The following is a 24,835-nucleotide window of genomic DNA, read 5'->3' on the forward strand; positions in this document are numbered from 1 at the left end:
ATGCGGGCCGAGATTCTGGTGGTCGGGGGCGGCCTCGGCGGGGTGGCCGCGGCGCTGGGCGCGCTGCGGGCGGGCCGGCGGGTGGTGCTCACCGAGGAGTACGACTGGCTCGGCGGTCAGCTGACCAGCCAGGCCGTGCCTCCGGACGAGCACAGCTGGGTGGAGCAGTTCGGGGTCACCGCGAGCTACCGCGCTCTGCGCGAGGGCATCCGGGACTACTACCGGGCCAACTACCCGCTCATCCCGGCGGCGCGGGCGTGGCGGGAGCTGAACCCGGGCGGCGGCCACGTCAGCCGGCTGTGCCACGAGCCCCGGGTCGCCGTGGCGGTGATCGAGTCCATGCTGGCCCGGTACCGGTCGTCGGGCCGGTTGACGGTGCTGCAGCCGTACCGGCCGGTGGCCGCCGACACCGACGGCGATCGGGTAACCGCGGTGATGATCGAGCACGTGCGCACCGGCGACCGGCTGACGATCGAGGCGGCGTACACCCTGGACGCGACCGAGACCGGGGAGCTGCTGCCGCTGACCGGCACGGAGTACGTCACCGGGTTCGAGTCGCAGCACGAGACCGGCGAGCCGAGCGCCCCGGACACCGCGCAGCCGATGAACATGCAGGCCGTGTCGGTGTGCTTCGCGATCGACCACGTCGACGGGGACAACACCATCGACAAGCCGGCACAGTACGACTTCTGGCGCGCCTACCAGCCGGACTTCTGGGGCGACCGGCTGCTGTCGTTCCGCTCGCCGAACCCGCGCACCCTGGCGATCAGCGAGCGCAGCTTCACCCCGAACCCCGACGACGACCCGCTGTCGGTCGTCGCGGACCAGCGCGTCAACCCGGGCGACGGCAACCTGTGGACGTTCCGGCGCATCGCGGCCCGCAAGCTGTTCACCCCGGGGACCTACGAGAGCGACATCTGCCTGGTCAACTGGCCGATGATCGACTACTTCGAGAGCCCGGTCATCGACGTGCCCGACGCCGACGTCCATCTCGCCAACGCCAAGCAGCTGTCGCTGTCGGTCCTGTACTGGCTGCAGACCGAGGCGGGCTTCCCCGGGCTGCGGCTGCGCGGTGACGTCACCGGCGGCGCGGACGGCCTGGCCATGGCCCCCTACATCCGGGAGTCGCGGCGCATCCGGGCCGAGTACACGGTCGTCGAGCAGGACCTGTCGCTGGCCGTACGCGGCGACAAGGGCGCGGTCGAGTACCCCGACGCGGTCGGGGTCGGCATGTACCGCATCGACCTGCACCCCTCCACCGGCGGCGACAACTACATCGACGTCGGCTCGTGTCCCTTCGAGATCCCGCTCGGCGCGCTCATCCCGCGCCGGATGGAGAACCTGCTGCCCGCGGGCAAGAACATCGGCACCACGCACATCACCAACGGCTCGTACCGGCTGCACCCGGTCGAGTGGAACGTGGGCGAGGTGGCGGGGGCGCTCGCGGCGTACTGCCTGAACAACGGCCAGTCGCCGCGCGGCGTGCGCAACACCCCGGAGCACCTGTCCGGGTTCCAGGCACAGCTCATCCGGGACGGCGTGCAACTGCGCTGGCCCGACGTCTCCGGCTACTGACCGGCCACTTTGAGTTGGAGTTATCGATGAAGATACGCGCACTTCTGTCCGCCGCGACCGCCGGCGCGCTCGCCCTCGGTCTGGCCGCGTGCGGCGGCGCCGAGGAGCCGAGCACCGGCCCCGTGTCGCTGCGCATGACGGTGTGGTCCTCGAACGAGGCGCACCTGAAGCTGTTCAACGAGATCGCCGACGCCTACCGGGCGAAGAACCCGCGGGTCACCGAGGTCAAGTTCGACCCGATCCCGTTCGAGAGCTACACCACCACCCTGACCACGCAGATCGCCGGCGGCAACGGCCCGGACCTGGCCTGGCTGCTGGAGAACTCCGCGCCGGACTTCGTCGGCTCGGGCGCGCTGCTGCCGCTGGACGACACCCTGGCCAAGGCCGACGGCTACAACGCCGCCGACCTCAGCCCGTCGGCGACCAAGCTGTGGCAGGCCGGCGGCAAGCTGTTCGCGTACCCCTTCTCGACCTCGCCCTTCGGCGTGTTCGTCAACACCGACCAGCTCAAGGCCGCCGGGCAGCAGACTCCGGCCGAGCTGATCGCGGCGAACCAGTGGACCTGGGAGAAGGCGGTCGCGGTCGCGGCGGCGTCGGCGGCCAAGAGCGGCAAGGCCGGCCTGGTCGTGCGCGACTTCGACTACAAGGGCTGGGACAACCTGTCCACGGTCTGGACCGGCTGGGGCGCGCAGGCGTGGAGCGCCGACGGCAAGACCTGCGGGTTCGATCAGCAGCCGATGGTCGACGCGATGACGTTCCTGCACAAGGCGATCTTCACGGACAAGGCGCTGCCCGGCCCCGGCACCACGGCCGACTTCTTCGCCGGTGAGGCCGCCATGACGGTCACCCAGATCTCCCGGGCGTCGCTGCTCAAGGAGGCCAAGTTCGGCTGGGACCTGGTCCCGCTGCCGACCGGCCCGAACGGCGCGTACGCCGTCATCGGCCAGGCCGGGCTCGGCGCGCTCAAGAAGGGCAAGAACGCCGACGTCGCCGCCGACTTCCTCGCCTTCTTCACCAACCCGGAGAACTCCGCCAAGCTCGCCGCGTACTTCCCGCCGCCGCGCACGTCGCTGCTCACCGCTGACACCCTCGCCAAGACCAACCCGCTGCTCAAGCCCGAGCAGCTGCAGAAGGTCGTCATCGACGGCATCTCCACGGGCGTCGTCAAGCCCAGCCACACCGGCCAGGCCGAGATCGCCCAGGCGGTCCGGGCCGCGCTCGACCCGCTGTGGAAGCCCGACGCCGACGTCAAGGCGGTCCTCGGCGGCGTCTGCTCGGCCATCAACCCCCTGCTGGCCAAGTGAGCACTCGCTTCTGGACGGGTAGCCGGCGCGACACCCTCGCCGGCTACCTGTTCATCGCCCCCCAGCTCATCGGCTCGGTGCTGTTCGTGTTCGTGCCGCTGGGCCTGGTGTTCTGGTACAGCCTGCACGAGTGGAACGTCCTGGCAGACACCTTCACCTTCGTCGGCGGCGAGAACTACCAGGCTCTCGCGGACGACCCGAAGCTCGCCGACGCGCTGGTGGCCACCGGGTTCTTCTCCGCCGGGCTGGTCGTGCTCAACCTGAGCCTGGCCCTGCTGCTCGCGGTGCTACTCAACCAGCGGCTGCGCGGCACGGTGTTCTTCCGCACCGTGTTCTTCTCACCGGTCGTGGTGAGCCTGGTCGCCTGGACCATCGTGTGGAGCTTCCTGCTGCAGGACAACGGCGGCATCAACGGCCTGCTGGAGACCGTCGGCGTCGACGGGCCCAACTGGCTGCGCGGCGAGGGCACCGCCATGCTCGCGGTGATCGTGGTGCAGGTGGTCAAGAACGTCGGCCTGAACATGGTGCTGTTCCTGGCCGCGCTGCAGGGCGTGCCCGCGAACCTGTACGAGGCCGCGACCGTCGACGGCGCGACCCGCCGCCGGCAGTTCCTCAGCATCACGGTGCCGATGATCAGCCCGACCATCCTGCTCACGTCGATCATCACGGTGGTCGGCTCGCTGCAGGTGTTCGCGCAGATCGCCGTGCTCACCCAGGGCGGCCCGGGGACCTCCACCACGGTGCTCGTCTACTACCTCTACCAGCAGGCGTTCCAGTTCCACCACTTCGGATACGGGGCCACCCTGTCCGTGCTGCTGTTCGTGATCGTGCTGCTGCTGACCCTGGTCCAGTGGCGTATGCGCCGGAAGTGGGTGTTCCATGAGTCGTAGGGCCAAGACCGCCGTGTACGGCGTGCTCTGCCTGCTGGCGCTGCCGTTCCTGTTCCCGACCTGGTGGATGGTGACGTCGTCGCTCAAACCGGTCAACGAGATCTTCGCGTTCCCGCCGACCCTGTTCCCGACCGACGTCAGCTTCGACGCGTACGCCAAGGCGTTCGAGCTGCAGCCGTTCGCGCGGCAGTACTTCAACAGCATGTACATCGCGGCTCTGGTCACGATCGGCACGCTCGCGGTGTCGTCGCTGGCCGGGTACGCGTTCGCGCGGATCAGATTCAAGGGCGCGAACTTCTGGTTCGTGGTGATCCTGGTCGGCCTGCTCATCCCGAGCGAGGTCACCATCGTGCCGCTGTTCAAGATGTTCGACGCGTGGGGCATGGTCGACACGCACTGGCCGCTGATCCTGGTGCCGATCCTCGGCGCGCCCAGCGTGCTGGCGACCTTCATCATGCGGCAGTTCTTCCTGGCCCTGCCCGGCGAGCTGGAGGAGGCCGCGAAGGTCGACGGCCTCGGCCGCTTCGCGATCTTCCGGCTGATCGCGCTGCCGCTGGCCCGCCCGGCCCTGGGCGCGGTCGCCATCTTCACCTTCCTGCACAGCTGGAACCTGTACCTCGAACCGATCGTGTTCCTGTCCAGCTCCGAGATGTTCACGCTGCCGCAGGCGCTGACCCAGTTCGTCGACGCGTACGGCGGCCCGATGTGGGACATCCAGCTGTCCGCGGCGTCGCTGACCGCGCTGCCGGTGCTGGTGGTGTTCGTCATCGCGCAACGCCAGTTCATCGAGGGCCTGGCCCACACGGGCCTCAAGGGATAGCCGATGCCGATCACCGAGCCGAACCCGGGGGAGTACCGCAGCACGCTGCGGGCGCCGGACGACTTCGACGCGTTCTGGGCCCGCACGCTGGCCGAGGCGGACGCGCACCCGCTGGACGCGCGCTTCACGCCCGCGTGGCGGCGCACGATCGAGGTCCACGACGTCACCTTCGCCGGGTTCGGCGGGCACCCGGTCAAGGCCTGGCTCGCCCTGCCCGCCGGGACCACCGAACCGCTGCCCTGCGTGGTCGAGTATCCCGGCTACGGCGGCGGCCGCGGGCTGGCCCACGAGTGCCTGCTCTACGCCGCCGCCGGCTACGCCCACCTGCGCATGGACGTCCGCGGCCAGGGCAGCGGCTGGAGCCACGGCGACACTGCCGACCCGGTGGGGACCGGGCCGCAGCATCCCGGGTTCATGACCCGCGGCGTGCTCGACCCCGACACCCACTACTACCGCCGGGTCATCACCGACGCGGTCCGCGCGGTCGCGGCCGCCCGCGCGTTCCCGCTGGTGGACGCGGCACGGGTCGCGGTAACGGGGGAGAGCCAGGGCGGGGGCCTGGCCCTGGCCGCCGGGGCGCTGGTGCCGGACGTGGCGGCCGTCGCGCCGGACGTGCCGTTCCTGTGCGACCACCGGCGCGGCGCGGAACTGGCCACCGCCGGGCCGTACCGGGAGGTCACCGCGTATCTCGCCGTGCACCGCGACCACGAGGCGCAGGTGTTCCGCACCCTGTCCTACAGCGACGGCGTGCTGTTCGCCGAACGCTCAACCGCCCCGGCGCTGTTCTCCGTCGCCCACATGGACGCCAGCTGCCCGCCCTCCACCGTCTACGCCGCCTACCACCGCTACGCGGGGCCCAAGCAGATCGAGGTCTACCCCTTCAACGGCCACGAGGGCGGCGAGGCCGTCCAGGACGCCGCCCGCCTCGCGTTTCTCGACGGGGTGTTCGGCAACCGGCAGGGCTGAGCGGCGCGCGGGTCAGCCGGTCTTCGGATCGACCCAGGTGTTGTAGCAGACGTGCCAGCCGCCGCTCTCGTCGGCCATGTTGTAGTGCCACAGCGCCGTCTTGCCGTCGGCGTAACGCAGCTCGGCCCGCACGTGGTACAGCGTCGGACCCTCCGACGGGTCCACGATCGCGACCTCGGTGATGCGGTAGCTCTCGATGTCCGGCTCGTCGTGGTAGCTCGTCCACTCCGCCAGCGGGTACTTCTCGCGCTCGCTGTCGCAGGTCAGGGCGTAGGCGGCCGGGTAGTCGCCGTCGCGCAGCGCGTCCAGGTAGGCGGTGGCGGCCTGCTCCATGCCCGCCTTCGTCTTCGGGTCGGCCCACATCCGGTAGCCGACGTAGGCGGGAGTGCCGCAGCACAGCAGCAGCGCGACACCGATCAGCGCGGGGATGAAGAACCGGTTCTGGTCCTCGTTCTTCGCCATGCCGTCCTTCCCATAGCCGGTGCTCTATCGGAGGGTACGGCCGCCGCGCCAGCGGTCACCAATTGCGCGGGCGGTCCCAGCCGGGCGGCGGCTCGTCGGCGACGTCGGGGCCCCAGCCCGGTTCGGGGCGGAAGTCGCACCACGTCCCGTCGAACGGGAACACCCCGGCCTCGACCAGGCCGACGACCTCCTGCCCGGCCCGGCGCACCCGGGCCTCGTCCTCGACCCAGTAGTGCTCGGGCTGGGTCAGGCGCTCGGCGAACAGGTCCTCGTCCTTCCAGCGCCAGCTGCGGTCGGCTTCGATCCACAGGTCGAGGTCCCAGTCGGCGGTGTCCAGGCCCGCGAGCCGGTCGTCGCGCCAGGCGACGCCTGGGCGTTCCAGGTTCGCGTACCAGTTGCGGAAGCGGCCGTCGTCGGCGAAGAACCAGCGGATCGAGTAGTCCGCGCCCGCCGGGTGCCACGACAGCACACCGTGCCGGGCGACGAACGCCATCGGCCGTTTCGGCCCGGTGACCCACTCGGCGAGCGGCACCTGCGACATGGTCAGGTCGTCGAGGCGGTTGAGGTGCCAGCCGTACGTGCCGCGGGCGCACCACAGCAGCAGGCCGCGCTCGTCGTGGCGCACCGCCCGCATCGGGTACAGCCCGCCGATCTGCCGGTTCTGGAAGTGGCGGACGCAGACCGGCTCACCCGGCTCGAAGGTCACCATCCCGGCAACCTATCCGACCCGAGTGGCCGCGCGTCGGAACCGCCGCGGGTCGGCTTGATAGGCAAGCAAACACTTGCCTATAGTGGCTGACGTGGGTGATGTCTTCAAGGCGCTGGCCGACCCGACCCGTCGGCACATCCTCGACGAGCTGGCCGAGCGCGACGACCAGACGCTGTTCGAGATCTGCGTCCGGCTGACCACCAAGTATCAGGTCACCTCCTCGCGCCAGGCCGTCTCCCAGCACCTGGAGCTGCTGGAGGCCGCCGGCCTGGTGCGCACGCGCCGCGAGGGGCGCTACAAGTTCCACACCATCGACACCCGCCCGCTCGCGCAGATCGCCGAGCGGTGGATCAGGACGAAACCACAGGAGAACCCATGAGGATCAACGTCATGAGCATCATGGTCGACGACCAGGACAAAGCGCTCGCCTTCTACACCGACGTGCTCGGTTTCGTGAAGAAGACCGAGTTCCCGGCCGGGGAGTACCGCTGGCTCACCGTCGTCTCGCCCGAGGACCCCGACGGCGTCGAGCTGTCCCTGGAGCCCGACCAGCACCCGGCCGCCAAGCCGTTCAAGGAGGCCTTGGTCGACGACGGCATCCCGTACACCTCGTTCGCCGTGCCCGACGTGAACGCCGAGTACGAGCGGCTGACCAAGCTCGGCGTCGTGTTCACCCAGCCGCCGCTGGAGATGGGCGTGGTCACCACGGCCGTCTTCGACGACACCTGCGGCAACCTGATCCAGATCGCGCACATGCACTGACCGGTGTCGGATAGGCGGCGATCCGGGGACGGAGACGGTTAGCCGACTGAGGGTACGGCGCAGGGGTTCTACGCTCCCGGCATGCGCCGTACCCCTCGCCTTCTGCTGGCCGTCCTCTGTGTGCTGGCCGCCGGCACCGCCTGCGGCTCCGACAAGGGCGACCCGGCCGCCGCGCCGACCTTCGACACCGTCGTCAGCCCGAGCGTCGTTGCCGAGTCGCCGTCGGCCGCCCCGTCGCCGGCGCGCACCTCGGCCCGCCCGTCGCCCGCCGCGCCGAGCTGGCCGTCGCCGGCCGACTGCGTGTCCTACAACCCGAACAACCTGACCGTGCAGTACGCCGCCGGCATCCACCAGGTCATGGACGGCTCGAAGATCGTCGCGCGGGTGCACGGCGGACCCGGTGAGGTCATGGGTGAGCAGGCCCTCGCCCTGGCGCAGCGCTTCAAGCGGCACTGCTTCATCGGGCGCGGCAACGGCCGCGAGGACGCCAACGCGTACGTGTTCGACTACTGGCGCGACTCGTCCGGCAAGCGCACCACGATCCCCGGCGAGGACGAGGCGTGCTCGTCATACGACCGGGGCAACCTGCAGGTCAACGACATGGGCGGCGGGCAGGGCTGGCGGGTCAAGGACGACGACAACGTGCTGCACCTGTTCGACGACGAGTCCGACGCCCGCGACGGCCGCCTCGTGCTCGCCAAGTACGGCAGGATCTGCCGTATCGGCAGCCCGCCCGACGACGACCAGGACTACGTCACGTACGGGAAGTGAGGAACCGCCGCACGGCGGCGGTGAACTCGGCCGGCCGATCCTGGTGCACCATGTGCCCGGCGTCGATGACGGTCAGCTCGCCGTGCGGCAGCGCCTGCGCCAGCTCCGTGATCGTCTCCTGGCGCACGTAGCTGGCCGGGCCGCCGGAGACCAGCAGCGTCGGCACGGTGATGGCCCGCGCCTCGTCGCGCCAGCGCGGATCGGGCTCGTCGATCTGCGAACGCAGTGCCAGCACCGCGTCCCAGTCGAAGGGCAGCTCGCCCTCGGGCCGCTGTGGCGGTACCGGGGTGCGCGGGTACATCAGCCCCGCGTCCTCCACCACCAGCGCCTCGACCCGCTCCGGGAACCGGGCCGCGAACAGGTACGCCACCACGCCGCCGAGGGAGTGCCCGACCACGGCGACCCGCTTGAGCCCGAGCACGTCCAGCAATCCCGCGACGTCCGCCACGAGCAGGTCGATCGCATACGCGGACGTGCGTTCGCCGCGCCCGTGGCCGCGCTGGTCCACGGCGTACACCCGCCACCGGTCGGCCAGCTGCTCCGCGACGGTGTCCCAGTCGCCCGGCCCGCCGCCGCCGATCCCGTGCAGCAGCACCACCGCAGGCGCTTCCGGTTCTCCCCACGCCCGGTACGCCAGCCGCACCCCACCGACGTCCACCTGCTCGTAGTCGTTCATCACCCGAACCTATCCCGCCCGTCGCGGTCCCTGGCCGGGCCGGTCCCGCAAAGTCGGTTGCGGACGGGCGGACAGGCCGTAGCCTCACGCTCGTGATCACAGAGGGTGTGGCCGGAGCGAACATGCTGACAGCCCGATGGGCGGCCGCGGTCGGCGACGAGGAGCCGACGGGCTGCTGGACGGCATGTCCACGCAGCCGGACCCGGACACGTTGCTGGTCCTGGCGACGGTGCTGACGGTGCGGACCCGGTGGCAGGAGCCGTTCCTGGACGGCACGCTCGGGGTCGAGTTCGACCGGCCGTTCGGGTTCGTGGTCCGGCACCGGCCGTCCGGGTTGGTGCTGCTCGCGGGCTGGGTGACCGAGCCGGATCCGCCGCTGCCGGTGCGCGAGTTCTCCCGCGGCGAGGACGACGACTTCTAGATCAACGGGCGGGGCGCAGCCCTTCCCGGACGACCTCCAGCACGCGCTCCGGTGCGGCGTCGCCGCCGTAGCGCTGCATGGCCTGGCAGCCGACCATCAGGGTCTTGACGTCGGCGACCGTGACGTCGGCGCGGACCGCGCCCGCGGCCTGTGCGCGTACCAGCAGGTCGCGCATCGCGTCCTTGAACGCCTGCTCATGCTCGGGCATGACGGCCTCGATGTCGAAGCCCTCGCCGGCCAGCGCGTCCACCAGGCCTTTGTCGGTCGCGCCGGCGGAGGTCATCAGGTCGAAGAAGCCGAAGAACGCCTCACCCGGGTCCGCCGTCGCGGCCAGTTCGCGGGCCTGGCCGACCAGGTGTTCCACCCGATCGACCACGATCGCCTGGTACAGCGCCTCCTTGGTGGGGAAGTGCCGGTAGACGGTGCCCGCGCCGACCCCGGCCCGGCGGGCGATCTCGTCGATGGGCACGGCGAGGCCCTCGGCCGCGAACACCTCGTAGGCGGTCTGCAGCACCTTGGCGCGGTTGCGCCGGGCGTCGGCACGCAGCGGCCGCGTGTTGCCGGTCATCGTGCTTCCCGGCGGGGGAGACGTGGGTCACTGGCAAAACGGGGCGCACGTTCCGTATAGTAAGTGGGGCGCACGTTCCGATTATATGCACTCCGAGGAGACGCCATGAACGCCACAGCCACGGCGGGCCGCTGGACCGCCACGGACGTGCCCGACCAGGCAGGCCGCGTCGCCGTGATCACCGGCGCGAACACCGGCATCGGGTACGAGGCCGCCCAGGTGCTCGCCGCCCGCGGCGCGACCGTGGTGCTCGCCTGCCGCAACCCCGAACGAGCCGACGACGCGCTCGCCAGGCTCGCCGCGGCGGTCCCCGGCGCCCGCGCCGAGTTCCTGCGGCTGGACCTGACCTCGCTCGCCTCGATCCGCGAGGCCGCCGCCGAGCTGCGCGCCCGCCACCCCGAGATCGACCTGCTGGTCAACAACGCGGGTGTGATGTGGACGCCGCCCAGCACCACCGCCGACGGGTTCGAGCTGCAGTTCGGCACCAACCACCTGGGCCACTTCGCGTTCACCGGGCTGGTGCTCGACCGGCTGCTGCCCGTCGTCGGCTCCCGCGTGGTCACGATCAGCAGCATGGGCCACCGCACCGGCCGGATCGACTTCGACGACCTGCAGTCCGAGCACTCCTACGGCCGCCACCGCGCCTACGGAGCGTCGAAGCTGGCCAACCTGATGTTCACCTACGAGCTGCAGCGCAGGCTGGAGGTCGCCGGCGCGAACACCGCCGCCGTCGCCGCGCACCCGGGCGGCGCGGGCACCGAACTCGTCCGCAACTCGCCCCCGCTGATCCGCTTCCTGTACCCGCTGTTCGAACCACTGGTCACCCAGAGCGCCGAGCGCGGCGCGCTGCCGACCCTGCGCGCGGCGACCGACCCGTTCGCGCGCGGCGGGGAATACTACGGACCGGACGGTATCGGCGAGGTCAAAGGCTTCCCGAAGCGCGTCGGCTCCAGTCCCCGCTCGCACGACAAGCTCGCCCAGCGCCGCCTGTGGCAGGAGTCGCTCCAGCTCACCGGCGTCACCTTCCCCGTCTGACCGACCACCGACCACTAAGGACACCGACATGCCCGCCATCCTCGCCGCACTGGGCGCGACCCCCAGCGGAGCCCGCGCCGAGCGGGTGCGCCGGTCGCCGCACTTCCGCGACGGCTCCTTCCGCAACAGCACGCCCACCCGCACCATGGTCGGCGGCGAGAGCCGCCCCAGCGTGCGCGAGTTCCTCACCGGCGGCGAGCGCCGACGGCCCAGCGCCCCGGTGCCCCTGGTCACCGGCGAGGCCGCGACGTTCGCCGAAGGGCTGCACCTGACCTGGTACGGCCACGCCACCGTGCTCGTCGAGATCGAGGGCGCGCGGGTGCTGCTCGACCCGGTGTGGAGCGACCGTTGCTCGCCGACCCCCGGGATCGGCCCCAAACGGCTGCACCCGATGCCCGTGGCGCTGGCCGACCTGCCGCGCATCGACGCGATCGTCATCTCGCACGACCACTACGACCACCTCGACATGCCCACCGTGCAGGCGCTGACCCGCAGCCAGCAGGCCCCGTTCCTGGTGCCGCTCGGGGTCGGCGCGCACCTGGAGCGCTGGGGCGTGCCGGACCACCGGATCATCGAGCTGGACTGGGAGGAGAGCGCCGACGTCGCGGGGCTGACCCTGACCGCCACCGAGGCCCGCCACTTCTCCGGCCGCACCCTGCGCCGCAACGGCACCCTGTGGAGCTCCTGGGTGATCGCGGGCGAGCAGCGCCGCGTCTTCTACACCGGCGACTCCGGCTACTTCGACGGCTACGCCGCGATCGGCGAGCGCCACGGCCCGTTCGACGCCACGCTGATGCAGATCGGCGCGTACGACAAGGGCTGGCCCGAGATCCACATGTTCCCCGAGGAGGCCGTCGCGGCCCACCTGGACCTGCGCGGCGACCTGCTGATCCCGGTCCACTGGGCCACCTTCAACCTGGCCCTGCACCCGTGGGCCGAGCCCGTCGACCGGCTCTGGGCCGAAGCCAAGGCCTGCGACGTCAACCTCGCTGTGCCCCGCCCCGGCGAGCGGGTCGACGTCACCGCCCCGCCCGCTCTCGACCCCTGGTGGCAGGCGCTGTCCTCCTGAAACCGAGGCGGCCCGGCCGCGTCCTGTCGGACGTTCGGCCGGGCCGCCTCGTGCGCTCCGGTCAGCGAGTCCGGCGCGTCTTGACGCCCGACGGCTCGAAGTCGTACAGGGTCTCGTTGATCCGCAGACCGTCGACGGCGCCGATCCACATGAAGTCGCGGCCCTTGCCCACCGCGGCGGTGTAGATGGTCGCCGGGTCGCCGCCGTCGGCGTCGAGCCTGGTCTTGACGTCGGCGAAGGAGCACGGGGTGGTCAGGTTGCAGCCGGTCACCGTGCCCGCGGCGCCGGTGAGGAACCAGGTGCCGTTCTGGGTCGCGTCGATGAACGGGCTCCACTGGTTCGTCGGCGTCGTCAGCGCGGCCGGCACCCATACCAGCGTGGAGTAGGTCGTCGCGTTCGAGGCCAGGTTCGGGTCGATCTCGAACCTGATGTTGGGCAGGTTCGCCGCGCCGCCGTACGAGACGTTCTCGCCGGTCTGGAACACGTGGAAACCGACCCGGGTCAGCCCGGACACCGGCTTGCCGAAGAAGTCGACCTCGTTGCCGAAGTCGACCTTCTCGACGAAAGGAGTCGTGCCGGGGACGACAGCCACCTCGATGCCGAGGCTGCCCTGGCCGTACGGCGGCCGCGCCTGGGGGCCCGTCACGCCGAACGAGCCGAATGGTCCGTTGCGCAGGTCGGCGACGGGGGAGCCGATCGTGTTGCGGGTGATCACACCCCAGTGGTCCCGGTTCCCTCCGTCGCCGTCGCCCTCCGCGGACGCCGATCCGGGGGTGACCGCGGCGATGACGGCGACCAGCGGCACCGCCAGCAGCGCCGTCAGCCAGCGGCGCTTACCGATGCGAGTCTTCACGCGCACTCCTCGTGGATGTCGGTTGTCAGAGCCTGGTCACCGTAACGTGACTGTGCGTAATGGGGTGATTGCGACATGCGACGTATCTGCCACATTTGTGCTCCTACGCCGAAGCGGGTTCATCGAGTGGTCCGGGCGGTGCCGTGGGCGTGCCTAAGGCGGCGCCCGGACCCGGTGCCTCGGGTACGTTGACGGCGACGGACCGGCGGAGGAGGGCGCGCTGACCGGGACAGAGGCGAGCACTCCGCCCGCGCCCCGGCGCGGGCTGTGGCCGCTGCTGGTGGCGCAGACGCTGTCCGCGCTCGGCGACTCGTTCTCGTACGTCGCGATCCCGCTGCTCGTCCTGCACGCCACCGGCTCGGTCGCGCAGATGGGCGTGGTCACCGCGCTCGGCGGAGCGGCGACGCTGGTCACCGGCGTGTTCGCCGGCGCCGTCGTCGACCGGTTCGACCGCAGACGCCTGCTCGTCGGGTGCGACCTGGCCAGGCTGCTGCTGTACGGCAGCATCCCGCTGGTCTGGCTCGCCGGGCCGCGGCCCTGGCTGCTCTACCTGGTGCTGCCCCTGGCCAGTGCCTTCGGCATGGTGTTCCGGGTGGCGCACGTGACCGTCGTGCCGAGCCTCGTGCCCGCCGACGAGATCACCCGCGCCAACAGCCGGCTGTTCGCGGCGTCCTCCACGGCATACCTGGTCGGCCCTGGCCGGGCTGCTGTCCGGCCGGTTCGGCCCGACCACGGCGATCGCGGTCGACGCGGCCACCTTCGCGGTGTCCGCGGCGGTGCTGGTCCTGCTCCGCCTGCGACCCGTCGGCCCGTCCACGGCCGAGGGCGAGCGGCCGCTGGACGTGCTGCTGGCCGGGGTTCGGTTCATCGCGCGGCATCCGATCCTGCGCCCGATGACGGTGCTGCTGACCGTCCTGAGCAGCCTCACGTTCGGCCTCACCGACGTGGTGATCTACCGGCTGAAGCACGACCTCGGCCAGAGCGACGGCACCGTCGGCTACGTGCTCGCGGTCGGCATCGTGGGCACGCTGCTGGGGTCGGTCGCGGTGACCCGGCTGCGGCGGCGGTACGGCTTCGCGCCGACGTGGACCGGGGCGTGGGCGCTGTGCGGCGTCGCCATGGCCGGGATCGGGCTGGCGGGGCGGGTGCCGGTGGTGGCCGCTGCCGCGACCGCGGTGCTCGGTTGCAGCGCCGTGGCGGGTATCGCGTCGATGTCACTGCGGCAGGAGGTGACGCCTGCTCCGCTGCTCGGCCGGGTCACCTCGGCGTTCTGGACCCTGCACTCGGCGCTGACCCCGCTGGGCGCGGCGGCGTTGACTGCGGCGGCTGCGGGATACGGCTCGTCGGCGACCCTGATCGCGGCGGGCGCGCTGTGCACGGCCACCGCGGCGACCGGCGCTGTGCACTCCGCTTTTCCGGGCGCAGCCGGACCGTGCGCCCGTCGCGCCGGGCACCCTGGTCGAGCAGGGCGACGTTCGCCGGCTGCCGGATGGTGTGTGAAAGGTGCGCGAACAATTCGCGGACTGCGCTGACCTGCGTTGTTAAGCTCCCACTTAACGTTCTTGTGCCGACTGTCGTATGTAAATACGTTGAAATGGACATCGGTACGCAACAGTTACTGGAACGGGGCAGCAAATGATGCGATCTCGATTCGCGAGAAGTATGCGCAACGCTATAGTGGCGGCGCTGACCGCCCTCGCCGCGGTCCTCGCCGTCGGGGCCACGCCGGCCCACGCGTCGATCAACGTGGTATGCGATGGATACTGCACGATCGTCTCCACGACTTACGTCAACGGCGGGGTCGCGCGCTCGAAGGCCGAAGGCTACTTCTACGCCGTGGACGGCGACATCAAGGGCGAGGTGAGCATCTGGGACACGAGTGCCGACGGATACCGCGCCCGCGTCTGGGTGAACATCTTCCTGGAGTGCTGGTGCGTTCACGAGGAATACATGGTTAGCAATCGGGCCTTCGACAACACGAGTGGCGCAGGGACCAAAATAGACCGCAGCTGGACGTTCAGCGCAGGTCTGCCAGATGGATACCTGTACACCGTCGAGGTCAAGGTCGGACGCTACGACGCGAACACCGGTGCCTACGGAGTGAACGAGAGCCAGACCCAGCGCTTCTACATCGATATGTGATCGATCCGGTTGACGTGTGGATGCGTGGAGGCCGCGCTGCCGCGCGGACTCCGCGCTCTTCGCAGTATGCGATCACGGGGTGGAGGTCGACATGCCACGGCGGGCCGAGCCGAGGTCATCCCATCTCGACACAGGCGCTGAGCCCTCACCACCGAGGGAGGTGAAGGACTGCGTCAGCGTGATCATCGCCAAACGGACAGCGGCCGAGACCTGAGCCGGGCGGTCTCCACACCAAGGTCATTCGACTTGCCAGGCAACTGGGTGAAAGCGCGCCCAAGATACGCACGGGTGCCCGGCAAGTCGGATGACCTTGATGGCCGCGCCGGCCGAGGGCTCGCCGGATCGGTCGCGCGCACCGTGACGTCACGGCGGCGCAGGCCAACAGGCCTGTGGCGTTAAGAAGGGCACCTTCCTCTACGCATGGCGATGGGAAGGTGCCCTTCCTTTGCTAGCGGAGGTAGATGTTGGGGGTGGGTGGGGTGGGCATGGCGTCGCCGATGAAGAAGCTGGGGTGGGGTGGCTGGTTGTAGGCCGTGTTCTGCCAGGCGATGGCTACGCGGTACATGGGGTCGTGCATCAGGGTGTGGATGCGGCGGTCGGTGGTGTTGGTGGTGGCGTAGATGCGCAGGGCGGTGTTGTCGCTGGTGCGCCAGATGACCTCCTCGCGCCAGTCGCCGAACAGGTCGCCGGACAGGGCCGGGGTCGCCTTGGTGCCGTTGTTGGAGGCGACGCCGCTGGCGGTGAGCAGGCGGGTGTCGCCGCCGGTGCCGTACTTGTCGATGCGGGTCTGGTCGAGCAGTTCCCGGACCGGGTCGCCGTCCCACCAGACCAGGAAGTTGATCGAGCTGGGCTCGCGGCCGAGGGACGCGCCGTTGGCGGTGTTGCGCAGCGTGGTGTCGGACGCCGACCAGGCCTCCGCACCGGGGCTGCCGGCCCAGATGTCACCGGCGACGCCGCGGCCGTTGTCCGCGCCGGAGGCCGTGGACCACAGGACCTGGCCGGTACGCGCGTCGGCGAGCCAGGAGCCGGGCTGGCTGGTGGACTCGCTGACCTTGAAGACCTCCAGCCCGGCGCGGCCGGGCACGAGGTCGCCGACGTGCAGGGCGTCGCCGTGGCCGCGGCCGGTGTTCCACAGCGGGGTGCCGTTGTCGTTGATGGTCATCGCGCCGAAGATGATCTCGTCGCGGCCGTCGGCGTCGACGTCGCCGATGGACAGCTGGTGGTTGCCCTGCCCGGCGTACGCGCTGCCGGCGCTGTTGGAGTCGAACGTCCAGCGCCGGGTCAGCGAGCCGTTGCGGAAGTCCCAGGCCACGATGACGGTACGGGTGTAGTAGCCCCGCGACATGATCAGCGATGGCCGAGCGCCGTCGAGGTAGGCCGTGCCGGCGAGGAAACGGTCGACCCGGTTGCCGTAGCTGTCGCCCCAGGACGAGACGGTGCCGCGAGCTGGCTCGTAGTTCACCGTGGACAGCGCCGCGCCGTTCAGGCCGTTGAACATGGTGAGGTATTCCGGACCGGACAGGATGTAGCCGCTGGAGTTGCGGTAGTCGGCGCTCGCGTTGCCGATCACGGTGCCGACGCCGTCGCGGGTCGCGTCGGCGGTCTTCATGGCGACCTCGGCGCGGCCGTCGCCGTCGTAGTCGTACACCTGGAACTGGGTGTAGTGCGCCCCGGCCCGGATGTTGCGGCCCAGGTCGATGCGCCACATACGGCTGCCGTTGAGCCGGTACGCGTCGACGTAGACGTTGCCGGTGACGCCGGACTGGGAGTTGTCCTTGGCGTTGTCGGGGTCCCACTTGAGCACGATCTCGTACTGGCCGTCGCCGTCGAGGTCGCCGACGGACGCGTCGTTGGCGGAGTAGCCGCTCGCGGGCGCGGAGATCGGCACGTCGAGGTAGTTGCCGCCGGTGAAGCGCAGCGACGACTCCGAGGCGGCCTGCTCGGCGCCGTTCACGACGGCGCGCACCGTGTACGAGGCGTCGGCGGCCGCCCCGCTGTCCAGGTAGTTGGTCGAGTTCGTGATCGGCGAGGAGTTCACCTTCGTGCCGCCGCGGTACACGTTGAAGCCCGTGCTGTAGGACTCGGTGCCCAGCAGCCGCCAGGAGACCAGGTTGGCGCTGCCCGAGCGGACGCTGACCAGGCCCCGGTTCAGATCCTCCATCTGCTTGGCCCCCGACGGCGGCGGGCCGGACGGCGACGGGCTCGGCGAGGCGGGCGCGGACGGTGACGCCGAGGGCGACGCGGGCGGTGACGCCGATGGCGCGGCCGAGGTCGGCGCGGGTGCGCCGGTGCAGGTGGTGCCGTTGAGCGCGAAGCTCACCGGGGCCGGATTGGACGTGTTGTTCCAGGAGGCGTTGAAGCCGAACGCGGTGCTCGCGTTGGTGGCGATGGGGCCGTTGTAGCCGGCGTCGGTGACCGACACGTTCGCCCCGGACTGGGTGAAGCTGCCGTTCCAGAGCTGCGTGACGGCCTGCCCGGCGGTGAAGGACCAGGTCAGGGTCCAGTTGGTGACCGGGTCGCCAAGGTTGGTGATGGTGACGTTGGCGCCGAAGCCGCCGCCCCACTGGTTGGTGACGGCGTAGTCGACGCGGCAGCCCGCGGCCGCCTGCGCGCTGACCGCGGTCACGACGCCCGCGGTCAGGACGGTGACGGTGGCCGCGGTGAGCACCGCGAGCCGCCGTCGGGTACGAGTGGGCATGATGCCTCTCCCGAGGATGGGTGGACCGGGGCGACGCCCGGCACGGAGATCGGGGATGGTCCAGGCGGGTTCCGTCGCGGGCGCGGTGTGTCGCGGTCCCGGTGCGGTACGGGATCGGCCTGGCGCGGACGCATGCCCGGTGCATCCGTTTCGCCCATAACGCGGTAGCGTGCCCTGCTCCCGGCAAGGATGTTAGACCTGTCGATGCCTCCTCACAAGCCACCCACCACGGTTAAGAAGGGCACCTTCACAACGCGGAGCGTTGTGAAGGTGCCCTTCCTTGCTCTCAAGGCAACAGCAGGCGGGACAGGCGGCGGGTGGCGAGCCAGGAGCCGAGGGCGGCCATGGTGAGCAGGTAGCCCACGGCGACGAGCATGCCGGGGTGCAGGTCGCCGGTGGTGAGGCCGCGCAGCAGTTCGATGCTCTGGTAGAGGGGCAGGGCGGCGACCACGGGCTGCAGCGGCGCAGGGTAGACCGACAGCGGGTAGAACGTGGTCGCGAACAGGAACATCGGGAGCATGACCAGCTGCAGGTACTGCTGGTGGTGGAACTCGCGGATGACGGTGATCGCGGCCATGCCCGCGGCCGAGAAGGCGTACGCGACCAGCACGCACGCGGGCAGGGCCAGCAGCGCCCACCACGAGTGGACCATGCCGAACCCGGTGATCACGAGCAGGAAGCAGGCCGCGGACAGGGTGCTGCGCAGCACCGACGCGGCGATCTCGCCGTGCGCGATGTCGCGGACGGTCAGCGGCGTGGTGACGATGGCGTCGTAGAACTTCTCGAACCGCAGCCGCCACCACACCGAGCCGGTGGTCTCGCTGACGGCGCTGTTCATGGCCGAGGTGGCCAGCAGCGCCGGGGCGACGTACGCGGCGTAGGCGGCCGCGCCGCCGTCGATGAGCTGTCCGATGCCGACGCCGATCGACATCAGGTAGAGGAACGGTTCGAAGACGCCGTTGACGGCGAGGTTCCACGGCCGCCCTTTGCGCAGCACCCACAGGTGCCGCAGGACGATCAGGTGCGCTGCGGGCATCAGGGGTCCCTTCACGGGTGCAGGTTGCGGTGGTAGGTGCGCCGGGCCACCAGGTAGCCGGCGAGCGCCAGGGCGGTCAGGTACGCGATGTGGGTGAGGCTCCCGGCCCAGGTCGCGGTGCCGAGGGTGAGCGTGCGGCACAGCTCGACACCGTGCCACAGCGGGGTGAGCGCGACCAGGTGCTGCACGGCCTCGGGCAGCTGGGTGGTGGCGAAGAACGTGCCCGAGAACAGGTACAGCGGCATGACCACCCACTTGAACAGCGTCTGCACCGGCCGCACGTCCGGCAGGGTGACCGCCCAGGCGGCGACCGGCATCGCGAAGGCGAACCCGGTGAGCACCGCGGCGGGCAGCGCCAGCACGGCCAGCGGCGACGCGGCGACCCCGAACGCGAACATCACCGCGCAGAACGCGGCCGCGCCGATGGCGATCTTCACAGCCATGAACAGCGCGTGGCCGTGCAGCACGTCGACGGGTTCCAGCGGTGTGGACACGGCTACGGGATACGCCCGGCCGGGCATGCGCTGGTAGCTGACGGGGAACGCGGACTCGATCATGCCGTTCTGCATGGACGCGGCGGCGAGCATGCCGGGGGCGAAGAACGCCAGGTAGCTGACGCCGCCCAGGGCGTCGACGTGCGAGCCGACCACGGCGCCCAGGCCGGCGCCGATGGCGACCAGGAACAGCAGCGGGTTGGCCACGCTGATGACGATGGTGCCCTTCCAGTTGCGCCGGTAGTGCAGCCAGCAGTAGCGGTAGAAGCGCAGGGCCATGCCCGGCGACGCGGTGACGGTCGTCATCAGTCGACCAGCGTCCGGCCGGTGAGGGCGAGGAACACGTCCTCCAGGCTCGCCCGGCGCACCAGCGCGGTCACCGGCGTCAGGCCGAGGGCGTGCGTGGCGGCCAGCGCGGCGTCACCTTCGGCGGTGTACCACAGCAGCCGGTCGGGCAGCTCCTCGATCCGGTCGCCGGTCACCGACCGGCGCAGCTTGTCGAGGGCCGCGGCCTGTTCGCCGATGCCGAAGCGCAGTTCGAGGACCTCGCGGGTGGCGTGTTTCGCGATCAGCTCGGCGGGGGAGCCCTGGGCGACGATCTTCCCGCCGTCCATCACCACGAGCCGGTCGCACAGCTGCTCGGCCTCGTCCATGTAGTGGGTGGTCAGCACCAGGGTCACGCCCTGCTGCTTGAGCCGGAACAGCCGGTCCCACAGCACGTGCCGGGCCTGCGGGTCGAGCCCGGTGGTGGGCTCGTCGAGCAGCAGCAGCTCAGGCTCGTTGATCAGCGAGCGGGCGATGGTGAGGCGGCGGCGCATGCCGCCTGACAGCGCTTCGACGCGCTCGCCGGCCTTGTCGGACAGTTGTGCGAAGTCCAGCAGCTGGGTGGCCCGCTCGTCGATGAGGCGGGTGGGCAGTCCGAAGTAGCGGCCGTAGATGAGCAGGTTCTCGCGCACGCTGAGTTCGCTGTCGAGCGCGTCGTCCTGCGGCACGACGCCGAGCCGGGCGCGGATGCGGCGGCCGTCGGTGGCCGGGTCGAGGCCGAGCACGCGCAGCGTGCCCGCGGTGGGCGGGGAGACGCAGGCGATCATTCGCATGGTGGAGGACTTGCCGGCGCCGTTGGGGCCGAGGAAGCCGAAGGCCTCACCCCGTTTAAGCGCGAAGTCGATGCCGTCGACGGCGGTGAAGGGGGCGGAACGTTTGTCCCGCGGCGGGTAGGTCTTGACTAGCCCCGTGGCTTCTGCGATCACGTCTGACACAGGCAGCAGCGTAGAAAATGTGATCTGAAATGTGCAAGAAATTTACATGCTCAAGCAAAATTCATACTTCACGGTATGAGCACCGCCGCGCCCTCGACCCGGTCGCCCGCCAGGTCCGCGAGGGCGTCGTCGGCCCGGTCCAGCGGGTACGGCGTCACCGACACCGCCAGCGGGTGTGCCGCCGCCAGGGCCAGGAACTCGTGCCCGTCGTCGCGGGTGTTCGCGGCGACGCTGCGCAGCTGCCGCTCCTCGAACAGGTGCCGCTCGTAGTTCAGCACCGGGATGTCGGTGAGGTGGATGCCCGCGATCGCCAGGGTGCCGCCCCGGTCCAGGGCGGACAGCGCCGGTGGCACCAGGTCGCCGACCGGCGCGAACAGGATCGCCGCGTCCAGCGGCACCGGCGGCGGTTCGTCAGCGCCGCCCGCCCATACCGCGCCCAGGCTCAGACCCAGCTCGCGGGCGGCGGGCGAGCGGGTCATCACGTACACCGTCGCGCCCTGCGCGATCGCGACCTGCGCGGTCAGGTGCGCCGACGAACCGAAGCCGTAGATGCCCAGCGTGCCGCCGGGCGGCAGCTCGGCGCGGCGCAGCGCCCGGTAGCCGATGATGCCCGCGCACAGCAGCGGTGCGAGATGCGCGTCGTCGTAACCCTCCGGCAGCCGGTAGGCGTAGTCGGCGGGCACGGTGGCGTACTCGGCGTAGCCGCCGTCGGCGTCCCAGCCGGTGTAGCGGGAGGCCGGGCACAGGTTCTCCTGGCCGCGGCGGCAGTAAACGCAGGTCTGATCGGTGTGGCGCAGCCAGGCGATGCCCGCGCGCTCGCCGGCCGCCCAGCCGGTGACGGCGTCGCCGAGCGCGACGACTTCGCCGACGATCTGGTGGCCGGGGACCACCGGGCTGCGGTGCGGCGGCAGGTCGCCCTCCGCGACGTGCAGGTCGGTGCGGCACACCGCGCAGGCGCGTACGCGTACCAGCAGCTCGCCGGGCTCGGGCTCGGGCACCGGGCGGCGCACCGCCCGCAGCGGCCGCGTCGCGATCGGCCCCGGCGCGGCGACCTCCCACGCGGCCATGGTCTCCACGCCCTCCATCATCGCCGGACCAGGCCATGTCGGGGCCCTGATCTACGATCGGCGCCATGAGCACAGCGTCGGGCGACGAGATCCCGAAGATCAGCGCACCGGCGAACCGGGCCCTCGACCTGGCGGGTCACACCACGCTGTCCGCGGTCTCCCAGCTGACCAAGAAAGACCTGCTCGACCTGCACGGGGTCGGCCCGAAGGCGATCCGCATCCTGCGCGAGGCGCTCGCCGAGCGCGGCCTCACCTTCGCCGACGAGCGCGAATGATCATCTGCCGGTAGTCTCCCGTCACGACGACGGGGGAGGACCACCATGCGAGACGACGGCCTGGCGTACGGCGCGCGGCTGGCCCGCCACTACGCCGCTTCGGCCGCGCTCGCGCTGCGCTGGAACTCGCCGACATGATCGTCCGGCACGCGCCGGTGGTCGCGGTCATGAACGACTTCTACTGGCAGCTGTTCGACGGCGTGCACGACGCGCCGCACCCGGCGGCCGAGGTGGCGCTCGCACTGACCCGATGACTCCGGCCGTGCAAGCACTTGCACGAAACGGTGCTACAAACGGTGATGTTGCGAGTCGGTTTTGGAATTGTTTCCGTCGACATCTTGCCGTGCCCCGGACACGGGCATAGGGTTTTGCCAATCCCCGCCCGGGGATGCGGTCCCGCTCACCGCCGTTCGCTGCCGGACATCCGATGTCCGGTGACGGAGGGTGCCACGCTTCCGCGCCTCGCCACCCTCCGGCTGTGCAGGAAGGGAGTGCGTCATGGCAGTATCCCGGCGGAGGTTCGTCACCTCCGTGGCGTCCGGATCGGCGCTGGCCGCGACAGGCGGCGCCATCGCCGGAGGGCTCTCGGCGGCGGCCCCGGCCGCGGCGGCCAGCCCGCCCGGCGACGTCGTCGGCAAGATCTCGGTCGGCTACCAGGGGTGGTTCGCCTGCACCGGCGACGGAGCCCCGATCAACGGCTGGTGGCACTGGAGCAACAACTGGGGCCAGCCGCCGTCGCCGAGCAACAACGCGATCGTGTCCTGGCCGGACATGCGCGACTACCCCGCCCAGTACCAGACCGCGTACGCGAACCTCGGCAGCGGCCAGCCCGCGAAGCTGTTCTCGTCCTACGACCAGTCCACGGTGAACCTGCACTTCCAGTGGATGCAGCAGCACGGCTGCGACACCGCGGCGCTGCAGCGGTTCAACCCGTTCGGCGGCGAGGGCCCGACCCGCGACGCGATGGCGGCCAAGGTCCGCACCGCCGCCGAGGCGTACGGGCGCAAGTTCTACATCATGTACGACGTCACCAACTGGACGAACATGCAGTCGGAGCTGAAGACCGACTGGACCACCAAGATGTCGGCGTACACCTCGTCCCCGGCGTACGCCCGGCAGAACGGCAAGCCGGTCGTCTGCATCTGGGGCTTCGGCTTCAACGACCCGGGCCGCCCGTTCGCGCCCGCGGCCTGCCTGGAGGTCCTGAACTGGTTCAAGGCCCAGGGCTGCTACGTCATCGGCGGCGTGCCCACCTACTGGCGGCAGGGGATCAACGACTCCCGCGCGGGCTTCTTCGACGTGTACACGGCGTTCAACATGATCTCGCCGTGGATGGTCGGCCGCACCGGCGACGTCAACGGCCTGGACTGGTTCTACACCAACGTCAACGTGCCCGACCAGGCCGAGTGCAACAACCGGGGCATCGACTACCAGCCCTGCGTGATGCCCGGCGACCTGTCCTCGCACCACCGCTACCACGGCGACTTCTACTGGCGGCACCTCTACAACATGATCCGCGTCGGCGCGCAGGGCCTGTATGTGTCCATGTTCGACGAGTACAACGAGGGCAACCAGATCGCCAAGACCGCCGAGAACGCCTCGCAGGTGCCGACCAACTCCGGCATCGTCACCCTGGACGAGGACGGCACCGTCTGCTCGTCGGACTACTACCTGCGCATCACCGCCGACGGCGGCCGCATGCTCAAGGGCCAGCTCGCGCTCACCCCGGTCCGGCCGACGCAGCCGGTCGTCGGCGGGCAGCCGCCCGTCGAGTCCGACCTCGCGCGCGGCAAGCCCACCTCGGCCGGCAGCACCAACGGCAGCTTCGTGCCCGCCAACGCGGTCGACGGCAACCAGGCGACGTACTGGGAGAGCGTCAACAACGCGTTCCCGCAGTGGCTGCAGGTCGACCTCGGCGCGGCCGCCACGGTCAGCCGGATCGTGCTGAAGCTGCCCGCGGGCTGGGAGACCCGCACCCAGACCCTTTCGGTGCAGGGCAGCGCCAACGGCTCCACGTTCGCCACACTGGTCAACTCCGCCGGGGTGGTGTTCAACCCGGCCGTGGGCAACACCGTCACGCTGAACTTCACCGCGGCCACCGCCCGCTACGTGCGGCTCACCATCAGCGGGAACACGGGCTGGCCCGCGGCGCAGTGCGCCGGGTTCGAGGTGTACGGCACCGCGCAGCCGCCGCAGAACGACACCCAGGCCCCCAGCGCGCCGGGCAACCTGACCGTCACCGGGCAGGCCAGCAGCAGCGTGTCGCTGTCCTGGCAGGCGTCCACCGACAACGTCGGCGTCACCGGATACCAGGTGCGCCAGGCGGGCAACGTCGTCGCGGGCGCGACCGGGACGTCGTACACGGTGACCGGGCTCAGCCCGTCGACGACGTACAGCTTCACGGTCACCGCCCAGGACGCGGCCGGCAACACGTCGTCACCGTCGAACACGGCCACCGCCACCACCAGCGCCGCCCCGGCATCCAACCTGGCCCGCAACAAGCCCACCCAGGCCAGCAGCTACACCCAGAACTACGGGCCGGGCAACACCGTCGACGGCAACGCCGACTCGTACTGGGAGAGCGCCAACAACGCCTTCCCGCAGTGGCTGCAGGTCGACCTCGGCGCGGCGACCACGGTCAGCCGCATCGTGCTCAAGCTGCCGCCGCCGTCGGCGTGGGCCAGCCGCACCCAGACGCTGTCCGTGCAGGGCAGCGCCAACGGCTCGACGTTCAGCACCATCGTGAACTCGGCCGGCTACACGTTCAACCCGTCCTCGGGCAACACGGTGACCATCACCTTCCCGGCGACCTCCACCCGGTACGTGCGGCTCAACTTCACCGCCAACACCGGCTGGCCCGCCGGGCAGCTCTCCGAGTTCGAGGTCTGGGCGAGCTGACCCGTCCCCGCGGGTCGAGAACCGGCCCGCGGTCCGCGACGCCGACGCGGACCGCGGGCCCGCACACCGGCCGCCGTGCCGGACC

24 protein-coding genes and 1 pseudogene are annotated in these 24,835 nt (G+C 70.7%); 15 read left to right on the forward strand and 10 right to left on the reverse strand.

The window, feature by feature from the left end; translation table 11 throughout:
• The 5 genes from ACFQO7_RS17315 to ACFQO7_RS17335 are packed head-to-tail and all read left to right on the forward strand — an operon-like array spanning position 1 to position 5,555.
• Positions 1 to 1,575, forward strand: coding sequence for an FAD-dependent oxidoreductase (locus ACFQO7_RS17315; protein WP_376807293.1), 1,575 nt, complete (start codon positions 1 to 3; stop codon positions 1,573 to 1,575).
• 26 nt (positions 1,576 to 1,601) lie between these two features.
• On the forward strand, positions 1,602 to 2,879 hold the full coding sequence (locus ACFQO7_RS17320) for an ABC transporter substrate-binding protein (protein ID WP_376807294.1): 1,278 nt from the start codon (positions 1,602 to 1,604) through the stop codon (positions 2,877 to 2,879).
• Positions 2,876 to 3,769, forward strand: a complete 894-nt coding sequence (locus ACFQO7_RS17325; protein WP_376807295.1) for a carbohydrate ABC transporter permease — start codon at positions 2,876 to 2,878, stop codon at positions 3,767 to 3,769. Before ACFQO7_RS17320 ends, ACFQO7_RS17325 begins: the two co-directional genes overlap by 4 nt.
• On the forward strand, positions 3,759 to 4,589 hold the full coding sequence (locus tag ACFQO7_RS17330) for a carbohydrate ABC transporter permease (RefSeq protein WP_376807296.1): 831 nt from the start codon (positions 3,759 to 3,761) through the stop codon (positions 4,587 to 4,589). The genes ACFQO7_RS17325 and ACFQO7_RS17330 overlap by 11 nt, the downstream gene beginning before the upstream one ends.
• Before the next feature lie 3 nt (positions 4,590 to 4,592).
• Positions 4,593 to 5,555 carry an acetylxylan esterase gene (locus ACFQO7_RS17335; RefSeq protein ID WP_376807297.1) on the forward strand — a complete coding sequence of 321 codons (963 nt, stop codon included), beginning with the start codon at positions 4,593 to 4,595 and terminating at the stop codon, positions 5,553 to 5,555.
• A 12-nt stretch (positions 5,556 to 5,567) separates the two neighbouring features.
• On the opposite strand, the gene ACFQO7_RS17340 is transcribed toward ACFQO7_RS17335, so the two are convergent.
• Together ACFQO7_RS17340 and ACFQO7_RS17345 are read right to left on the reverse strand one after the other, a co-directional pair.
• The gene (locus ACFQO7_RS17340) at positions 5,568 to 6,017 is read right to left on the reverse strand and encodes an Rv0361 family membrane protein (RefSeq protein WP_376807298.1); all 450 of its coding nucleotides are present in this window, start codon (positions 6,015 to 6,017) and stop codon (positions 5,568 to 5,570) included.
• Between the two features lie 55 nt (positions 6,018 to 6,072).
• On the reverse strand, positions 6,073 to 6,726 hold the full coding sequence (locus tag ACFQO7_RS17345; protein WP_376807299.1) for a ribonuclease FAU-1 family protein: 654 nt from the start codon (positions 6,724 to 6,726) through the stop codon (positions 6,073 to 6,075).
• Positions 6,727 to 6,808: 82 nt separating this feature from the next.
• Between ACFQO7_RS17345 and ACFQO7_RS17350 the strand changes: the two genes are divergently transcribed.
• The 3 genes from ACFQO7_RS17350 to ACFQO7_RS17360 all read left to right on the forward strand — a co-directional run bounded on the left by ACFQO7_RS17350 (position 6,809) and on the right by ACFQO7_RS17360 (position 8,259).
• Positions 6,809 to 7,105, forward strand: coding sequence for an ArsR/SmtB family transcription factor (locus ACFQO7_RS17350; protein ID WP_360537099.1), 297 nt, complete (start codon positions 6,809 to 6,811; stop codon positions 7,103 to 7,105).
• On the forward strand, positions 7,102 to 7,488 hold the full coding sequence (locus ACFQO7_RS17355; RefSeq protein ID WP_360537097.1) for a VOC family protein: 387 nt from the start codon (positions 7,102 to 7,104) through the stop codon (positions 7,486 to 7,488). The genes ACFQO7_RS17350 and ACFQO7_RS17355 overlap by 4 nt, the downstream gene beginning before the upstream one ends.
• Before the next feature lie 81 nt (positions 7,489 to 7,569).
• A complete protein-coding gene (locus ACFQO7_RS17360) occupies positions 7,570 to 8,259 on the forward strand; it encodes a hypothetical protein (RefSeq protein WP_376807300.1) in 690 nt (229 codons plus the stop codon).
• Here the strand turns inward: ACFQO7_RS17360 and ACFQO7_RS17365 are convergent.
• On the reverse strand, positions 8,243 to 8,935 hold the full coding sequence (locus tag ACFQO7_RS17365) for an alpha/beta fold hydrolase (protein ID WP_376807301.1): 693 nt from the start codon (positions 8,933 to 8,935) through the stop codon (positions 8,243 to 8,245). The two genes, ACFQO7_RS17360 and ACFQO7_RS17365, sit on opposite strands and share 17 nt — an antisense overlap.
• Before the next feature lie 136 nt (positions 8,936 to 9,071).
• On the opposite strand from ACFQO7_RS17365, the gene ACFQO7_RS17370 reads away from it, so the two are divergent.
• Positions 9,072 to 9,356: a hypothetical protein gene (locus ACFQO7_RS17370; RefSeq protein WP_376807302.1), complete on the forward strand. Its 285-nt coding sequence runs from the start codon at positions 9,072 to 9,074 to the stop codon at positions 9,354 to 9,356.
• A 1-nt stretch (position 9,357) separates the two neighbouring features.
• On the opposite strand, the gene ACFQO7_RS17375 is transcribed toward ACFQO7_RS17370, so the two are convergent.
• A complete protein-coding gene (locus tag ACFQO7_RS17375; RefSeq protein ID WP_360537089.1) occupies positions 9,358 to 9,924 on the reverse strand; it encodes a TetR/AcrR family transcriptional regulator in 567 nt (188 codons plus the stop codon).
• Positions 9,925 to 10,029: 105 nt separating this feature from the next.
• Here ACFQO7_RS17375 and ACFQO7_RS17380 point away from each other — a divergent pair, with 105 nt between their 5' ends.
• Both ACFQO7_RS17380 and ACFQO7_RS17385 read left to right on the forward strand, forming a co-directional pair.
• Positions 10,030 to 10,959, forward strand: coding sequence for an oxidoreductase (locus tag ACFQO7_RS17380; RefSeq protein WP_376807303.1), 930 nt, complete (start codon positions 10,030 to 10,032; stop codon positions 10,957 to 10,959).
• A gap of 28 nt (positions 10,960 to 10,987) precedes the next feature.
• Positions 10,988 to 12,028 carry an MBL fold metallo-hydrolase gene (locus ACFQO7_RS17385; protein WP_376807304.1) on the forward strand — a complete coding sequence of 347 codons (1,041 nt, stop codon included), beginning with the start codon at positions 10,988 to 10,990 and terminating at the stop codon, positions 12,026 to 12,028.
• 61 nt (positions 12,029 to 12,089) lie between these two features.
• Here the strand turns inward: ACFQO7_RS17385 and ACFQO7_RS17390 are convergent, their stop codons facing one another.
• Positions 12,090 to 12,881: a hypothetical protein gene (locus ACFQO7_RS17390; RefSeq protein WP_376807305.1), complete on the reverse strand. Its 792-nt coding sequence runs from the start codon at positions 12,879 to 12,881 to the stop codon at positions 12,090 to 12,092.
• A 280-nt stretch (positions 12,882 to 13,161) separates the two neighbouring features.
• Here ACFQO7_RS17390 and ACFQO7_RS17395 point away from each other — a divergent pair.
• Positions 13,162 to 14,413, forward strand: a pseudogene (locus tag ACFQO7_RS17395) (MFS transporter).
• Positions 14,414 to 14,558: 145 nt separating this feature from the next.
• The gene (locus tag ACFQO7_RS17400; RefSeq protein ID WP_376807306.1) at positions 14,559 to 15,023 is read left to right on the forward strand and encodes a hypothetical protein; all 465 of its coding nucleotides are present in this window, start codon (positions 14,559 to 14,561) and stop codon (positions 15,021 to 15,023) included.
• A gap of 448 nt (positions 15,024 to 15,471) precedes the next feature.
• Here ACFQO7_RS17400 and ACFQO7_RS17405 read toward each other — a convergent pair whose 3' ends face one another.
• The 5 genes from ACFQO7_RS17405 to ACFQO7_RS17425 all read right to left on the reverse strand — a co-directional run bounded on the left by ACFQO7_RS17405 (position 15,472) and on the right by ACFQO7_RS17425 (position 21,577).
• The gene (locus ACFQO7_RS17405; RefSeq protein WP_376807307.1) at positions 15,472 to 17,721 is read right to left on the reverse strand and encodes a rhamnogalacturonan lyase family protein; all 2,250 of its coding nucleotides are present in this window, start codon (positions 17,719 to 17,721) and stop codon (positions 15,472 to 15,474) included.
• 286 nt (positions 17,722 to 18,007) lie between these two features.
• Positions 18,008 to 18,772, reverse strand: coding sequence for an ABC transporter permease (locus tag ACFQO7_RS17410; protein WP_376807308.1), 765 nt, complete (start codon positions 18,770 to 18,772; stop codon positions 18,008 to 18,010).
• Complete coding sequence (locus ACFQO7_RS17415; RefSeq protein ID WP_376807309.1) at positions 18,769 to 19,557, reverse strand: ABC transporter permease; 789 nt, start codon at positions 19,555 to 19,557, stop codon at positions 18,769 to 18,771. Before ACFQO7_RS17415 ends, ACFQO7_RS17410 begins: the two co-directional genes overlap by 4 nt.
• Positions 19,557 to 20,516, reverse strand: a complete 960-nt coding sequence (locus ACFQO7_RS17420; protein ID WP_376807315.1) for an ABC transporter ATP-binding protein — start codon at positions 20,514 to 20,516, stop codon at positions 19,557 to 19,559. Before ACFQO7_RS17420 ends, ACFQO7_RS17415 begins: the two co-directional genes overlap by 1 nt.
• A gap of 62 nt (positions 20,517 to 20,578) precedes the next feature.
• Positions 20,579 to 21,577, reverse strand: a complete 999-nt coding sequence (locus tag ACFQO7_RS17425; protein WP_376807316.1) for a zinc-dependent alcohol dehydrogenase family protein — start codon at positions 21,575 to 21,577, stop codon at positions 20,579 to 20,581.
• 65 nt (positions 21,578 to 21,642) lie between these two features.
• Between ACFQO7_RS17425 and ACFQO7_RS17430 the strand changes: the two genes are divergently transcribed.
• Positions 21,643 to 21,852 carry a helix-hairpin-helix domain-containing protein gene (locus ACFQO7_RS17430; RefSeq protein ID WP_376807310.1) on the forward strand — a complete coding sequence of 70 codons (210 nt, stop codon included), beginning with the start codon at positions 21,643 to 21,645 and terminating at the stop codon, positions 21,850 to 21,852.
• A 498-nt stretch (positions 21,853 to 22,350) separates the two neighbouring features.
• Positions 22,351 to 24,750 (forward strand): discoidin domain-containing protein, encoded by a 2,400-nt coding sequence (locus ACFQO7_RS17435; protein WP_376807311.1) that lies wholly within the window; start codon positions 22,351 to 22,353, stop codon positions 24,748 to 24,750.
• The last annotated feature ends 85 nt before the right edge of the window (positions 24,751 to 24,835 follow it).

This window comes from Catellatospora aurea (assembly GCF_042663325.1).
In the GTDB taxonomy this organism is placed as follows: domain Bacteria; phylum Actinomycetota; class Actinomycetes; order Mycobacteriales; family Micromonosporaceae; genus Catellatospora; species Catellatospora aurea.

What these genes read in the sequence shown, in the direction of transcription:
- ACFQO7_RS17375 (WP_360537089.1), bottom strand. Translation starts at nt 9,924, where the DNA reads ATGACCGGCAACACGCGGCCGCTGCGTGCCGACGCCCGGCGCAACCGC.
- ACFQO7_RS17370 (WP_376807302.1), top strand. Translation starts at nt 9,072, where the DNA reads ATGGGCGGCCGCGGTCGGCGACGAGGAGCCGACGGGCTGCTGGACGGC.
- ACFQO7_RS17415 (WP_376807309.1), bottom strand. Translation starts at nt 19,557, where the DNA reads ATGACGACCGTCACCGCGTCGCCGGGCATGGCCCTGCGCTTCTACCGC.
- ACFQO7_RS17335 (WP_376807297.1), top strand. Translation starts at nt 4,593, where the DNA reads ATGCCGATCACCGAGCCGAACCCGGGGGAGTACCGCAGCACGCTGCGG.
- ACFQO7_RS17380 (WP_376807303.1), top strand. Translation starts at nt 10,030, where the DNA reads ATGAACGCCACAGCCACGGCGGGCCGCTGGACCGCCACGGACGTGCCC.
- ACFQO7_RS17425 (WP_376807316.1), bottom strand. Translation starts at nt 21,577, where the DNA reads ATGGCCGCGTGGGAGGTCGCCGCGCCGGGGCCGATCGCGACGCGGCCG.
- ACFQO7_RS17360 (WP_376807300.1), top strand. Translation starts at nt 7,570, where the DNA reads ATGCGCCGTACCCCTCGCCTTCTGCTGGCCGTCCTCTGTGTGCTGGCC.
- ACFQO7_RS17430 (WP_376807310.1), top strand. Translation starts at nt 21,643, where the DNA reads ATGAGCACAGCGTCGGGCGACGAGATCCCGAAGATCAGCGCACCGGCG.
- ACFQO7_RS17345 (WP_376807299.1), bottom strand. Translation starts at nt 6,726, where the DNA reads ATGGTGACCTTCGAGCCGGGTGAGCCGGTCTGCGTCCGCCACTTCCAG.
- ACFQO7_RS17330 (WP_376807296.1), top strand. Translation starts at nt 3,759, where the DNA reads ATGAGTCGTAGGGCCAAGACCGCCGTGTACGGCGTGCTCTGCCTGCTG.
- ACFQO7_RS17320 (WP_376807294.1), top strand. Translation starts at nt 1,602, where the DNA reads ATGAAGATACGCGCACTTCTGTCCGCCGCGACCGCCGGCGCGCTCGCC.
- ACFQO7_RS17315 (WP_376807293.1), top strand. Translation starts at nt 1, where the DNA reads ATGCGGGCCGAGATTCTGGTGGTCGGGGGCGGCCTCGGCGGGGTGGCC.
- ACFQO7_RS17435 (WP_376807311.1), top strand. Translation starts at nt 22,351, where the DNA reads ATGGCAGTATCCCGGCGGAGGTTCGTCACCTCCGTGGCGTCCGGATCG.
- ACFQO7_RS17340 (WP_376807298.1), bottom strand. Translation starts at nt 6,017, where the DNA reads ATGGCGAAGAACGAGGACCAGAACCGGTTCTTCATCCCCGCGCTGATC.
- ACFQO7_RS17355 (WP_360537097.1), top strand. Translation starts at nt 7,102, where the DNA reads ATGAGGATCAACGTCATGAGCATCATGGTCGACGACCAGGACAAAGCG.
- ACFQO7_RS17405 (WP_376807307.1), bottom strand. Translation starts at nt 17,721, where the DNA reads ATGCCCACTCGTACCCGACGGCGGCTCGCGGTGCTCACCGCGGCCACC.
- ACFQO7_RS17385 (WP_376807304.1), top strand. Translation starts at nt 10,988, where the DNA reads ATGCCCGCCATCCTCGCCGCACTGGGCGCGACCCCCAGCGGAGCCCGC.
- ACFQO7_RS17365 (WP_376807301.1), bottom strand. Translation starts at nt 8,935, where the DNA reads ATGAACGACTACGAGCAGGTGGACGTCGGTGGGGTGCGGCTGGCGTAC.